Origin of the sequence: Microvirga sp. (genome assembly GCF_014699075.1) — a bacterium.
Taxonomy (GTDB): Bacteria; Pseudomonadota; Alphaproteobacteria; order Rhizobiales; family Beijerinckiaceae; genus Microvirga.
Map to the genome: position 1 here is coordinate 1 of NZ_JACXAB010000042.1, position 13,637 is coordinate 13,637.

At 62.0% G+C, this 13,637-nt stretch carries 13 protein-coding genes and 1 tRNA gene; 3 read left to right on the forward strand and 11 right to left on the reverse strand.

Annotated features, from left to right (window positions below; translation table 11 throughout):
- Window positions 1-134: 134 nt before the first annotated feature.
- From IC232_RS26060 to IC232_RS33145, 9 genes are all read right to left on the reverse strand, one after another.
- The gene (locus tag IC232_RS26060) at window positions 135-470 is read right to left on the reverse strand and encodes a hypothetical protein (protein ID WP_190847872.1); all 336 of its coding nucleotides are present in this window, start codon (window positions 468-470) and stop codon (window positions 135-137) included.
- On the reverse strand, window positions 467-1,267 hold the full coding sequence (locus IC232_RS26065) for an MBL fold metallo-hydrolase (protein ID WP_190847873.1): 801 nt from the start codon (window positions 1,265-1,267) through the stop codon (window positions 467-469). The genes IC232_RS26060 and IC232_RS26065 overlap by 4 nt, the downstream gene beginning before the upstream one ends.
- The gene (locus IC232_RS26070) at window positions 1,264-2,073 is read right to left on the reverse strand and encodes a TatD family hydrolase (protein ID WP_190847874.1); all 810 of its coding nucleotides are present in this window, start codon (window positions 2,071-2,073) and stop codon (window positions 1,264-1,266) included. The genes IC232_RS26065 and IC232_RS26070 overlap by 4 nt, the downstream gene beginning before the upstream one ends.
- A 177-nt stretch (window positions 2,074-2,250) precedes the next feature.
- Entirely contained in the window at window positions 2,251-3,582 is a 1,332-nt protein-coding gene (locus IC232_RS26075) for a family 1 glycosylhydrolase (protein WP_190847875.1), read from the reverse strand.
- Between the two features lie 47 nt (window positions 3,583-3,629).
- Window positions 3,630-5,180: a methionine--tRNA ligase gene (gene metG / locus IC232_RS26080; RefSeq protein ID WP_190847876.1), complete on the reverse strand. Its 1,551-nt coding sequence runs from the start codon at window positions 5,178-5,180 to the stop codon at window positions 3,630-3,632.
- Between the two features lie 59 nt (window positions 5,181-5,239).
- The gene (locus IC232_RS26085) at window positions 5,240-6,304 is read right to left on the reverse strand and encodes a DNA polymerase III subunit delta' (RefSeq protein ID WP_190847877.1); all 1,065 of its coding nucleotides are present in this window, start codon (window positions 6,302-6,304) and stop codon (window positions 5,240-5,242) included.
- A complete protein-coding gene (gene tmk, locus IC232_RS26090; RefSeq protein ID WP_190847878.1) occupies window positions 6,294-6,983 on the reverse strand; it encodes a dTMP kinase in 690 nt (229 codons plus the stop codon). Before tmk ends, IC232_RS26085 begins: the two co-directional genes overlap by 11 nt.
- Window positions 6,983-8,194, reverse strand: coding sequence for a D-alanyl-D-alanine carboxypeptidase family protein (locus tag IC232_RS26095; protein ID WP_190847879.1), 1,212 nt, complete (start codon window positions 8,192-8,194; stop codon window positions 6,983-6,985). The genes tmk and IC232_RS26095 overlap by 1 nt, the downstream gene beginning before the upstream one ends.
- A gap of 126 nt (window positions 8,195-8,320) precedes the next feature.
- Entirely contained in the window at window positions 8,321-9,334 is a 1,014-nt protein-coding gene (locus IC232_RS33145; protein ID WP_190847880.1) for a septal ring lytic transglycosylase RlpA family protein, read from the reverse strand.
- Window positions 9,335-9,851: 517 nt separating this feature from the next.
- On the opposite strand from IC232_RS33145, the gene IC232_RS26105 reads away from it, so the two are divergent.
- Window positions 9,852-9,941 (forward strand) — tRNA-Ser (locus IC232_RS26105).
- A 187-nt stretch (window positions 9,942-10,128) separates the two neighbouring features.
- Here IC232_RS26105 and pobA read toward each other — a convergent pair.
- Window positions 10,129-11,298, reverse strand: coding sequence for a 4-hydroxybenzoate 3-monooxygenase (gene pobA / locus IC232_RS26110; RefSeq protein WP_190847881.1), 1,170 nt, complete (start codon window positions 11,296-11,298; stop codon window positions 10,129-10,131).
- 137 nt (window positions 11,299-11,435) lie between these two features.
- On the opposite strand from pobA, the gene IC232_RS26115 reads away from it, so the two are divergent.
- Window positions 11,436-12,326 carry a helix-turn-helix domain-containing protein gene (locus IC232_RS26115; protein WP_190847882.1) on the forward strand — a complete coding sequence of 297 codons (891 nt, stop codon included), beginning with the start codon at window positions 11,436-11,438 and terminating at the stop codon, window positions 12,324-12,326.
- 59 nt (window positions 12,327-12,385) lie between these two features.
- Window positions 12,386-12,553 carry a hypothetical protein gene (locus IC232_RS26120; RefSeq protein ID WP_190847883.1) on the forward strand — a complete coding sequence of 56 codons (168 nt, stop codon included), beginning with the start codon at window positions 12,386-12,388 and terminating at the stop codon, window positions 12,551-12,553.
- 6 nt (window positions 12,554-12,559) lie between these two features.
- Here IC232_RS26120 and IC232_RS26125 read toward each other — a convergent pair whose 3' ends face one another.
- Window positions 12,560-13,627 carry a 3-carboxy-cis,cis-muconate cycloisomerase gene (locus tag IC232_RS26125; protein ID WP_409564973.1) on the reverse strand — a complete coding sequence of 356 codons (1,068 nt, stop codon included), beginning with the start codon at window positions 13,625-13,627 and terminating at the stop codon, window positions 12,560-12,562.
- Window positions 13,628-13,637: the final 10 nt, after the last annotated feature.

A 13,637-nucleotide genomic window follows, 5' to 3' on the forward strand; every position in this document is an offset into this window, starting at 1 on the left:
AGTGCAAATCCTTTGTTTGTAACGGAATTCGCACCTCAGAATAGAACCCACCCGGCTACAGCGCGGATTCGCATAAGATATATTATGGAACTTAGCCCTAGAGGTCAGCTAGGCATCGTTCACGATCAATGGGTTTACGGTTCTGCGCCGAGCGAGAGAAACCACTCTGCATATGGCGTGGTTCTGACTGCCTTCCGGTTGTAATCCGGTGCGCCATCGCTCCACCACACCGGGCCGCGTTCACCAAGCGCTTGCTTCGCAGCATCGACCTGAGCACGAACTCTGGCTAAAGCTTCCGGATCGTCCTTCACGCTGCGGACCGCCCGGCGCGCTGCCATCAGCTCGCGGACGAGGCGCTCACGCTCCTGAGGATCGAGATCCGGATTGCTCAGGCGCCATAACCGACCGCGAACCACGAAATAGCGACCATCGGGAGTACGCGGATGCTGATCGGTCCGGCGCAGCGTCATGGCGCCTCGATCTGCATCCCGTCATAGGCCGGCTCGATATGCGGCGGCAGTTCGCCCCGCAACGTCTCGTAATCGAGATCTGTGTGAAGGTTCGTGAGCACTGCGCGCTTCGGCCTGACCTTTTCGATAAAGTCCAGAGCCTCCGACACGGAAAAATGCGTCGGATGCGGCGTGTAGCGCAAGGCGTCGAGGATCAGGACGTCCAAGCCCTCCAGATGCCGCAGGCTCTCTTCCGGCATCTCGCTGACATCCGGAGCATAGGCGATGCTCCCGAACCGGAACCCCAAGGTGTCGATGTCCCCGTGGATCATCCTGAACGGCATCGCCTCGATGATACCGCCTGGCCCTGCCACCGAGGTCAGCACTCCGGGCTTCAGGTGATGCATCCTCAAAATGGGTGGATAGCTGCTTCCGGCCGGAGTCTCGAAACAGTAGCCGAAGCGCATCATCAACAGTTCGCTGGTCATCCGGTCGGCATAGACCGGGATGCGGTGCCGCTGGACGATGGCGAGCGGGCGCAGGTCGTCGATCCCATGGATGTGATCGGCATGCTCGTGGGTGTAGAGAACCGCATCGAGACGGCGGATATTAGCCGCAAGTAATTGATCGCGCACGTCAGGGCCGGTGTCGACCAGCACGGTTGTAGTGGCGCCGTCCGGACCGGTTCGCTCCACCAGGACGGAGCAGCGCCGGCGTCGATTCCTCGGGTTGGTCGGGTCGCAGGCGCCCCAGCCGACACCCACGCGGGGCACGCCGGCGGAGGATCCGCAGCCGAGGATCGTCAGGCGCAAGGTCATGATGCGATCGCCCGCCTGAACTCAGCATCGACAGCCGCCGCCTTGGCGAACAGCCGGTAGAAATTGGCCGTCGTCAGCTCGGCAATCCTCTCATCCGTCACGCCGATGACCTCGGCGAGAACGCGGGCCGTATGAGCCACGAAGGCCGGTTCGTTGGTCTTGCCGCGGTGCGGGACTGGGGCCAGATAGGGCGCGTCGGTCTCGACCAGGAGCCGGTCGTGGGGAACCGCGGCGGCGATCCGGCGGATCTCCTCCGAGTTCCGGAAGGTCAGGATCCCTGAAAACGAGACGTAGAGCCCCAGTTCGACCCCGACCTGGGCGAGCGTCTCGCCGGATGAGAAGCAGTGGAGAACCGCATCGAAGCGCCCTCGCCTCATCTCCTCGGACAGGATCCGGATCATGTCCTCGTCGGCATTGCGGGCATGAATGACCAGCGGCAGGCCCGTTTCGCGAGCCGCCTCGATATGGGTGCGAAAGACCCGTTGCTGCACGTCGCGCGGGCTCTTGTCGTAGTGGTAGTCGAGGCCTGCCTCGCCGATGGCGACGCAGCGCGGATGATGCGACAGCTCAATGAGGTGCTCTGCCGGCACGTCCGGTTCCATGGCTGCGTTGTGGGGATGGGTGCCGATTGTGCAGAAGATGCTCTCGTGCGCCTCAGCCAGAGCTCGGTAGGTCTCGACGCGCGCCACATGGGTCGAAATGGTCACCATCCGGCCGACATCAACCGCCGCTGCGGCGGACAGGACTTCAGGCAGACGGCTATGAAAATCCGGGAAATCCAGGTGGCAATGGCTGTCGACCAACATGAGTGAAGGCGCCCTCCTCTGCGGCTACGGCATCGGACCCAAAAGTGGAAGCCACTCTTGGGATCCATCCGATGCCTTTTTCCTTAGCTGGCGCATCGTTCGGAGCGGAAAACCGAATCCACTTTTCCGCACGATGTGCTAACGGCACGGCTGCATAAATCGGATCAGCGCTCTCGTCTACCGATGCCCGCCTTGGGCGGTCGCCACGGGCTCGTCGTCCTCTTTCGTCTCCTTGCGCCGCATCTTGCGCAGTCGTTCCTGGTGTCGGCGGACGGCAATTTCATCGTGGTCCTGCGGCCGAACTACGGGAACGGCGAGGCACACGCTCTGGGCCGGCAGAACATCGCACCAAGAATGGATCAGTTGCTTGTAGCAGCGCCCCACGGGACGGATGTTACGGTCGAGATCGTAGAGACCCACAGGCGTGACGCGGTCGTTTTCCTCACGCAGTGCCGTATCCCAGTCCATCTGGTCCGTCAGCGAGTACCAGGTGAAGCCGACGATCGGCACGCCGGTATTGCGGACGTGAAGCACGTTGGCCCATTGCTTCCAGAGCCAGTCCACGGCCTCCTGGCCTGTCGGTCCCTCCACAAGGTTCGTCTCGGTATGCATGACCGGCAGCTTGTAGCGATCATAGTATTGCCGGGTGATCTCGTCGTAGCCGAACACGTCTCCGGCTGACCTCGTCACCCCGTCCGCCGCGACCCTGTGCTCGTTGGTGACGTAGTAATCGTTCCCCATGATGCAGTGGTGACGGAGCGACGAACGGCTCAGGAAGAAATGATATTCATCCCGCGTCATCCCGTTATCCATCAGGAACTCGTACATCTCCGAGTCGACCCGGCGGCCGTAGTTCAAGTCGAGGGACAGGAACCGCCGGGCATTCATGATCTCAGCCGGTTTGATGGCCGCCGGATTCTCAGCATGGAAGTACTCCGACGACTCGCTCTGGATGAACAGGGCATCTGGCCGGATCTTCAGGATTCTTTCCATGGCCAGCACATTGGCCTTCACGATATGCTTGAGCGCCGTCACGAAAGCTTGGTCGCTGCGCAACTGCTCGTTCCACCAGCCGTAGGCAGCGGAGAACTGGGCGCAGATGAACATCTCATTGATCGGAGTATAGAGCTGAACCCAGGGAAAGCGGCGTGCGAAGTCCTCGGCGTAAGCTGCGAAGAGATCAGGGAAATCCGGGTTCTGGAAGTTGCCGATCCAGTCGGGGACGCCGAAATGGCAGAGGTCGACGATTGGGATGAGGTTGCGGCGATGGATCTCGCCGAAGGTCTTGTCCGCGAAGGACCAGTCGTAGCGGCCGGGTCCTAGAAAGCTTGTATGGAGCGGCGGCCCGTAGCGCAGAACCTGGATGTCCAACTCCTCAAGGAGGTCGAAGTCGGTCCGCCAGTGCTTGTAATGGCCGCACTTCTCCATCTGATCGATGCGGGTGCGGCCATTGTTGATCGTCGGGATGCTGTTCTCGATCCCGGTGGCAAACATGAAGGTATTGTACATCGAACGCTTCCGCTTGGGGCCTTTTCAGGCCGATCAAAGCGGACGCGTCAGGACGCCTCCGCTTCGAGATAACGCGGGAAAATCGGGGCCGGTTGCGGAAGCGCCATCCCGGCAGCCAGACGATGCTCCGGCCCGACTGACGCCAGCCCCCTGCCCTCCGGCGGCACAGCCAGAAGATCGAGCAGCTTGCCGGCCGCCTCTGGCACGAAGGGCTGGGCCAGGATGCCGACCGCGCGCAGAACCTCGGCCGTGACGTAGAGCACGGTGTTCATGCGCTCAGGGTTGGTCTTGCGCAGCACCCAGGGCTCTTGGGAAGCGAAGTACCGGTTGGCCTCGGCCACAACGGCCCAGATTTCGGCCAGCGTGGTATGAAGGGCGAAATCCTTCATGGCTGCCCTTGTCTTCGCAGGCAGCGCATCGGCAAGCCAGAGCATGTCCTGGTCGGCCTGGGTGAACTCGCCCGGCTGAGGCACGCAAGCGTCGCAGTTCTTGGCGATCATGGAGAGCGAACGCTGCGCCAGGTTGCCGAGATCGTTCGCCAGATCCGCATTGATGCGGTTGACGATAGCCTCGTGGGAGTAGTTGCCGTCCTGTCCGAAGGGGACCTCGCGCATGAAGAAGTAGCGGATCTGATCGACGCCATAGGTGTCGGCCAGGTCGAAAGGATCGACCACGTTGCCGACAGATTTCGACATCTTCTCGCCCTTGTTGAGCAGGAAGCCGTGTCCGAAGACGCGCTTGGGCAGCGGCAGCTCGGCCGACATCAGGAAGGCCGGCCAGTAGACCGTGTGGAAGCGGACGATGTCCTTGCCGATGATATGAACATCAGCCGGCCAGTACTGCCAGCGCGGATCGCTCTCGTTCGGGAAGCCGCAGCCGGTCACGTAGTTGTTCAGCGCGTCGATCCACACATACATTACATGCTTCGGATCGCCGGGCACCGGCAGGCCCCAGTTGAAGGTGGTGCGGCTGATGGAGAGATCCTGCAGGCCGGAGCGAACGAAGCTCGTGATCTCATTCCGGCGAGTTTCCGGGCTGATGAAGTCCGGATGGTTCGCGTAATGAGCCAGCAGGCGATCCTGATAGGCGGATAGACGGAAGAAATAGCTCTCCTCCTCGATCCATTCGACCGGCGTTCCGGTGGGCGCGCGCCAGCTGCCATCGGGCTGCTTGGTCAGTTCTGCCTCGTCGTAATAAGCCTCGTCCCGGACCGAGTACCAGCCGGAATACTTGGAGAGGTAGATGTCCCCCTTCTCCTCCATCCGGCGCCAGAGTTCCTGGGTCGATGGCACGTGATCCGCATCGGTCGTGCGGATGAAGCGGTCGTAGGAGCAGTTCAGCCGGTCGGCCATGGCCCGGAACTTGGCCGCCATGTCATCCACGAAAGCCTTGGGGGTTGTGGCGTTCTTGTCGGCGGTCTGCTGAATCTTGAGGCCGTGCTCGTCCGTGCCGGTCATGAAGAAGACGTCGTAGCCGTCGATGCGCTTGAACCGGGCGATCGCGTCGGATGCGACGACCTCGTAGGCATGGCCGATATGGGGAGCCCCATTCGGGTACGAGATAGCCGTGGTGATGTAGAACTTCTGCTTGTCGGCCATGTCGAATCCCTGAATCCTGAACTTCTAGAACCCTTCGGCTCCTGCGGACGGCGGAGGCTTCAGGCCGCTCGCCGAACAGCGTCGGCAAGATCGTCGAACATCGTCAGGATGAAGGGCCGGCGGTCGAGGTTGAACACGTCGATCTCGCGCGCCGAACGGCCGATCTTCTCACATACCTCCACCAAAGGCGCAAGGCGGGAAGCGCCGAGCCCTGCCCGATCGCGCAGCCGCTCGGACACCCAGCGCTGCACGGTCTCCAGGGTCAGATCGTAGCTGTCGTCCGCATCGCGCCGGGCCAGGGCTTCCGCCAGGGCCAGGATCTGCTTTGTGTCGGTCCGTGGTAGCCCGTCGAGGAGCCGCGTGACCTGATCGATGAAGGCGACCTTCTCGGCATTGAGCAGCTCAAGGGTGCGGCGGACCGATCCTTCCCCGTAGCGGAGGGCCTGATCGACCACATCCCCCGGAATGTCGGGCCAGGGTGATCCCAGCGAGCGAATGGCCGCCCTGATCTCCTGGTCCTCCAGAGTGCGCAGCAGCAGGCGCCGGCAGCGGGAGCGAATAGTGGGCAGAACCCGTTGCGGAGCATGGCTCACGATCAGGAACAGCGAGCGCGGCGGCGGCTCCTCAATGACTTTGAGGAGGGCATTGGCGCTCGAGATGGTGAGATCCTCGGCACTGTCGACGATGCAGACCCGATAGCCCCCGTTGGCGGCGGTGGAGCCGAACATGTTGAGCGCCCGGCGCACCGCATCCACGGGAATCGTCGTCGAGGCTGCCTTCTTGTCTGTGGGCGGAGACCGCCTCAGCACGGCCAGATTGGGGTGGGACAGCGCAGCGACCTGACGCGCTACTTGGGATTCGGTCGGCACATCCAGGCTGGCAAGAGACCTCTCACCTGCTTTCTGAGGATCGAGGACGGCGCGGGCGACCCGATAGGCGAGCGTCGCCTTGCCGATGCCCAGCGCCCCGCCGATTAACCAGGCATGGTGCAGGCGGCCGCTTCGGAGCCCCTCCAGGAAAGCCTCCTCGCCTTCACGGTGTCCGAAGAAGGCGAACTGCTCCCGCGGATGCGGGGCCCCTTCGAACCCATCTGGCTCGACCACGTCGTGACCGTCACGCGACATCGAGCGGCCTCAAGGCGTTGTCTGACAAGCGGTTCTGGGCAAGCTGAGGCAGCCTCTCGCGCAAGGCAGCCCATATGGCCGCCTCGACCTCGTCGGGCTCCTGGTCAGCGTTGATGACCACGCACCGCTTCGGCTCAGCACGGGCGATGGACAGGAATGCCTGGCGCAAGGAGTGATGGAAGGAGGCCGCCTCCCCTTCAAACCGGTCCGCACCCTCGCCTCTGCCCGCCTGGCGCTCCCGGGCTCTGGCGAGCCCGGTCTCAGCCGGCAGGTCGAGGATGAAGGTCAGGTCGGGTTTGACGCCCCGGAGCGTTGCCCGCTCGAGCTGGTCGATGAGCGACTTGTCGATGTTCCCGGCTGAGCCCTGATAAGCCCTCGTCGAATCCGCGAAACGGTCGCAGAGGACGTGAGTGCCCCGCTTGAGGGCTGGCACGATCATCGTATCCAGGTGGTCGATGCGGGCTGCGGCGAACAGGAGGGCCTCCGCAAAGGGCCCGAGATGCTTGGCATGCCCGCCTAAAATGAAGGCGCGAATCTCCTCTGCGTGAGGTGATCCGCCCGGCTCGCGCGTCACGAGAACGGGTTGGGCGAGCTCCCCCAACCGTTGCTTGAGCCGCTCGATCTGGGTCGACTTGCCTGCGCCCTCCCCGCCCTCGAAGGTGATGAAGCAACCCGCCATCAAATGCTTTCGACGAGGCTCGAGAATGCGCGGCGGACCCAGCCCGTGCTGAATTCCAGCAAGCCGTCGAGAGCCCGCTGGCTCAGCGTGCCCTGCTGGACGTCCTCATTGGCATAAAGCGGCATATCGAGAGCCTGCATGTCCCCACGGCTGACCTGAAGCCGGGCCACCTCGGCTCCCTTCTGGATGGGAGCCTTCAGAGGACCGGTATAGACGATGCGTGCAGTCACCCGCTCGCCGTCGCCACGGGGCACAAGTACACGAACAGGCTTCTTCGCCACAAGGGGAAGCGCGCGCATGTTCCCACCGAAAACCTGAGCCTCGCCAACAACCTGCCCTTCCGCAAAGAGCTGCTGGGATTCGAAGGCCCGGAAGCCCCAATCCAGGAGCTTTCTGGATTCCGTCGCCCGGTCCTTGGCTGTCTTCAGGCCGTTCACGACCACGATCAGGCGCTGGTTGTTCTGAACGGCCGAGCCGATGAGCCCATAGCCAGCCTCGTCGATGTTCCCGGTTTTCAGCCCGTCCGCCCCGATATCGGCGAACAGCAGAGGATTGCGGTTCTGCTGACGGATCTTGTTCCAGGTGAACTCGCGCTCGCCGAACATCTTATAGAGATCCGGATAGGTCTCGATGACATAGAGAGCGAGCTTGGCCAGATCGCGGACCGTCACCTTCTGCTCAGGGTGCCCGTAACCGGTGGCGTTGCGGAAGGTGGACTTCGTCAGGCCGATCTGCTTGGCCCGCTCGTTCATCATGCGGGCGAAATTTTCCTCGGTTCCGGCGATGCCTTCAGCCAGGGCAATGGCGGCATCGTTGCCCGATTGCACGATCAGGCCGCGCAGGAGATCCTCAAGGCGGACAGGGGTGTTCACCTTGGCGAACATGGACGAGCCGCCGGATCCGGAGCCGCCCTTCCGCCAGGCATTCTCCGACACTACGAATTCGCTGTCGAAGTTCAAGCGACCGTTCTTGATTTCATTGAAAACCACCTCGGCTGTCATGACCTTTGCCATGCTGGCCGGCGCCGTCGGCTCGTCCGCGTTCTTCTCGAAGAGAACCGCATGGCTTCCGGCGTCCATCAGGACTGCCGTGGGAGCCGCCGTCTGGAACTCCTGGGCTCGTGCCTTCTGCACCCCTTGCGGTGCAAGGAACAGGCCACTGACCACAAAAGCAAAGGCCGCAAGGACTCGGGCGGCTTGAGGCTGACGCATCGCTAACAATCTCCGGGCTCTTCCCCTAGGAGATCCGGAATCTGTGGCGCGTCAATAACAAATCAACATTCAGCTACGCTGGGCTGTGTGCGGAGGCACGTCGCTGGTGAAGTGCGTGGGTCCGGCCTAGCGGAGCACGAACTTCTGCGCATTGGGGGCCGCGGACGAGCCATTCCTCTGGAATCCGGACGCCGTGCTGGCCGGCGTCTCATACAGGCTGGCGACCACCGGGCGGGAGGCTGGAATCTGGTTGGGACCTGCCGAACTGACCCTGGCCACGGGGCTCGCCGCGCCGGGAATCGTCCCAAGGTCGAAGGGACGCTCGGGCGGCAACGGGACGTTGCTGGCGACGGCGCTGGGCATCACTGAAGGCTGGGAGGCGCGGGCGGGAGCCTGGTAGGCCTCGCTGTCAGGCTCGTAGCTGCGTAAAGAAATGGCTTGGCGCGGCGCATTCGGCTGCGGAGCGGCCTGGGCAATCATGGTTGCAGGCGTGTTCGTGAGGCTGGCGGGCTGGCCATCCGTCCTCAGGCTCGCCATCAGGATCCGATCGTCACTGCCGTTGGTGGACGCTCGGCCCACATATTCCACCCGCACCCGGGCGGTTCCCTGCTGCTTGAAGCCGAGAGCCATGGCAGCCTGTTCGGAGACATCGATCACCCGGTTGCCATGGAACGGCCCACGGTCGTTGACCCGAACGATCATGGAATGGCCGTTCTGGAGATTCGTAACACGGGCGTAGCTCGGCAGCGGCATCGTGGTATGGGCCGCCGCGATCGACGCGCGGTCAAACACCTCGCCGTTCGCGGTCATTCGCCCATGGAAGTTCGATCCGTACCAGGACGCCATGCCTTCGGTGGGACGCGGGGTGGCATCGGGAACGTAGGTGCGGCCGGCAACCGTATAAGGCTTGCCTACCATCTCCCGTCCACCGCCCTTGGGGACAGGCTGCCCATCGGCGACCACCTTCGGGCTTGGAGCAACGCCGTATTTGGGATCAATCCCGCCCCTGACGTTAGAGGAGCAATTGGCAGCCATCAGGGCGATGGCCGTGACGCCTGCAACGCGGAGGATAGTCCGTTGAGTGGAGGACGGGATCGTTCCCCTCAGACCGGTGTTCGCTTCAGCGCGGTTGCAACGCATGTCGACTCGCATCCTGTTGTCAGCACAAAGCATGGCTCAGTCCACGTTTGCCCCGGACATCAAGCCAAAGTGCTTTTCAGTCCTTAAAGGAAAGTTAAACAGCCGCGCTTGTCAATGGCAAAGCTAATCAATCTGATACTAAGTATCATGAAGGCATGAAAGCACAATATTTTCATTTGGTTGCGATCCGTAGGAGGCTTGGGGTGCGATTGTAAGCGTTTGGGTCACCTGCCCTTCACTTGAGACAGTGTCGTTCTTGCAGCAGACGAAAAACCAGCAATATCAAATGGTTGTCTTGAGGATGATCTTCTAGGGGCTAGCTTCCGCTTCTAAAGCCAATCAGCCGCACCCCTCACGGGGTCTGCCGCCGACATGACTTAACGTAGTTAATGAAACACCTGCTCTGGGGGGCAATCTCTTGCGTCGAGTACTGCTGCAAAGGGAGCTATACGAGTTGACGACCTCGGGTTCGCAGCCTTAGAGATGAGCGCAGTTCCGAGCCTGTCTCGGGCGATCAGGAGAGGTGGCCGAGTGGTTTAAGGCAGCGGTCTTGAAAACCGCCGTGGGTGCAAGCCCACCGTGGGTTCGAATCCCACCCTCTCCGCCACGTCCAATAATCGGGTTGGAAGTTTCTTGTGAAGCTTGGATTGGTGTGCGCTCTGGCAGATGGCGTGTTGGACGCAAAGCTGGACGTTTAGAGCCACGCCATGATCACCCCCTTCTCCTCGAATTCACGCAGTTCACCCAAGCCGATACGGGAGCTGGGGTTTAGACGATTGCATGCCCAAGTGAGTTCAGAAAGGCAGTCCGGTGTAGTTCTCGGCCAGCGAGCGGGCCGCAGCCGCGGAGCTTCTGAGGTAGTCGAACTCCGCTCTTTGAATGCGCCTGCCGAATGAGTCCGTATCCGGAAAGGTGTGGAGAATGGACGTCATCCACCAGGAGAACCGCTCGGCTTTCCATATGCGTGACAGCACACGCGCGGAATAGCCATCGATCCCGGCGGAGGAGCGCTCGGTGTAAAACTCGATCAGCGCCTCCGCCAAAGCGGCAACATCGCTGGCCGCGAGGTTCAAGCCTTTGGCTCCGGTCGGTGGCACGATATGGGCTGCGTCGCCAGCAAGGAACAGGCGCCCGAAGCGCAGCGGCTCGGCCACGAAGCTTCTCAAGGGTGCAATGGATTTCTCGATCGACGGACCTGTCACCACGTTGTCAGCCGTTTCCTCATCCAAGCGCCGCCGAAGCTCATCCCAGAAGCGCTGGTCCGACCACTCCTCTACCCGCTCGTTGGACGGTACCTGAACGTAGTAGCGGCTGCGGGTGGGCGATCTCATGGAGCAGAGGGCGAAGCCGCGCTCGTGGTGAGCGTAGATCAGTTCATCGGCAACGGGGGGCTTGTCGACGAGGATGCCGAGCCAGCCGAAGGGATAGACCCGCTCGAACGTTCGCAGCGCATCCTGAGGGACGCTGGCGCGAGACACGCCATGATAACCATCGCAGCCGGCGATGAAATCACAGGCAAGCTCGTGCTCGACACCATCCTTGACATAGCGCACTTTCGGCGCGTCTCCGTCGCAGTCATGCAGAGACACGTTCTCCGCCTCATAGATGGTCGTCAGGCCGGCTCCATCGCGGGCCTGCATGAGGTCGCGGGTGACCTCCGTCTGTCCGTAAACGGTGACCCTGCGGCCGATCAGCTCCTGAAAATTGAAACGGTGCCGGTCCCCATCGAAGCAGAACTCGACGCCGTCATGGACAAGGCCTTCCGCGTGCAGCTTCTCGCTGACGCCCGCGCGGTCCAGGAGTTCGACCGTGCCCTGTTCCAGCACTCCGGCCCGAATGCGGCTGAGGACGTATTCCTGACTACGGCGCTCCAGGATGACAGTTTCGATTCCAGCATTCTCCAGGAGCCGTCCCAGCAGGAGCCCGGCTGGACCCGAGCCGATGATGGCAACCTTCGTACGCATGGCAATCTCCTTAGGAGCACTGAAACGTCCATTGCTGGAGCTCAGGATGAACCTCCACCGCCCAATGGCCAATAGACAAAGCAAGCATAGGCTTGGACATTTCGAACATCCGGCGGAGTCTGACGGAGCGAACGTTCTTGGCCAGCAGCACCATCCCAAGCTACGCACTCTATGGCGAAGTCGGCAATGACCACAGTGCCGAGTGGGTCCATTGCGAGGCCATCCAGACCCGCAGCCACTTGCACAATTACAGGATTCAGCCTCATCGGCACGAGCAGCTGTTTCAGATACTTCATCTGACTGGCGGCACGGCCGAGATCACCATTGACGGCAGGAGCACTGAGCTCAGCGGCCCGTTCGTCATTGCCTTGCCACCGATGGCTGTGCATGGCTACACCTTCTCGCCCGATGTCAGCGGCACGGTTGTAACGCTTTTCGAGAGCCGCCTGTCGCAGATTCTCACCCACATGAGCGGCATGCGGGACGTCTTCCGATCCGTGCAACTGATCGGCCTTCAGGAGCATGACGAGCTTGCGCAGGCATTGGCTGCCGATATGGAACTGCTCGCAGCAGAGTTTGCAGGCCAAGCCTCGGGACGCTTGGAGGCAATCGAGGCCAGGCTGCTGCTCATCCTCATTGTCGTGCATCGCATTCAAGGATCAGGTCAGGGCACCCTCTATGGGCCGGGTCAGAGGGCCAGAGGACACGCTTGGCGCTTCCGGGAGCTCGTTGAGAAGAACTACCGCAGCCATCAGCCTGTCGAGGTCTATGCCAACAGGCTGGGGCTGACACCGCCGCACCTCAACAGGATCTGCCGCGAGCATTTCGGAGACACAGCGCTGGGCATGGTTCACCAACGCATCATCCTGGAGGCCAAGCGCTACCTTACCTTCACGACATTGACCGCCAAGGAGATCGCGCTCGCACTCGGGTTTGAAGATCCTGCCTATTTCACGCGCTTCTTCAAACGGCAGACGGGAGTTTCCCCGTTGGCGTTTCGGGCAATGCAGCAGAACGCGACGGCTTGAGGTTCGACGCCGGCAGAAACCTCCGACATGACAGGACGTTACCTCGGGAGGAGGCGCCTATGTCCGATACCGACCGAAAGAACCCCGGAGATGAGGGTGCGCCGGGCACGAAGCAGACTGGAGAGAACATCTGCCCAACCTGCAGCGGATCCGGCCGTGCCGGTGAGAAGCCTTGTCCCGATTGCGGCGGTTCGGGCCGGATCACTGCCATCGTCGGCGATGCTTGAAGGCAGTTAACCCAAGCCCTGCGAGGCCGAGAAGGTCATTGCACTGACCAAGGCCTGGGCGCTCCTCAAGCCTGCCGCACTTACGACAACCATCTGCGGCAGCACCATCCATTCAAGCGTCCAGGCGGCACCGGACCGTTCGTTCTCATGCACCAAGGCCTGGTGCAGGGTGCCGAGAAGGCCCGCATTGAACCGGGCCAGCGTCACTAGCACCTCTGCCGGAACCGGGTTGGACTTGTGCGGCATGGCCGAAGAGCCGCCGCCTGTGGCGAGATGCACCTCGCCGACTTCGTTCTGCGCCATCAGGGCAACGTCCTGGCCTATCTTTCCAAGAGTTCCGGAGAGAAGCGACAGGAAAGCGGCGAACTCACCGATCCGGTCCCGCTGGGAGTGCCAGGACGGCGCCGAGCTGAGCTCGAGGATCTTGGCCATGGTGTCGGCAATGGCATCGCCATGACCCCTCAACTCGGCGCGGGTGCCGACAGGGCCGCCGAGTTGGACCACCAGAATCCTCGGTGCAAGCGCCCCTAGAGCTTCCCTGTGCCGATCAAGCGGCCGTATCCAGGTGTCGATCTTATCGGCGGCCGTGAAGGAAAGAGCCTGCTGCATGCGCGTATGCGCCATCAAGGGTGTTGCGCCATCGCGATCCTTCAATGCGCGAAGGGCGTGGATCAAGTCATCGAGCCGATGTTTGAATATCTCAACCACGTTCTTCAGGCGGAGCATGAGAGCCGTGTCGATGATGTCCTGGCTTGTCGTGCCGAAATGCACAGCCTTGGCGTGAGCCTCTCCCACAGAGCTTCGAAGCTGCTTGACGAAAGCCGGAACGATCACGCCGTCCTGTGCCAACCCCGCAGCCAGACTGGCCCATTCGGCCTGGAAGGAGCCGCAGGCTTCGGCAATTCGCCTTGCTGCTTCATTGCTGATCAGGCCAGCCTGCGCCTCGGCCTCGGCAAGAGCGGCCTCGACGCGTAGCAGCGCCGAGAGCTCAGCCTCGTTGGAGAACAGCGCCCCCACCTCCTCGTCACCGACGAGGGCCTGCAGCAAGGGGTATGGGAGCGTCTGTGTCATCATGGTGTGGACG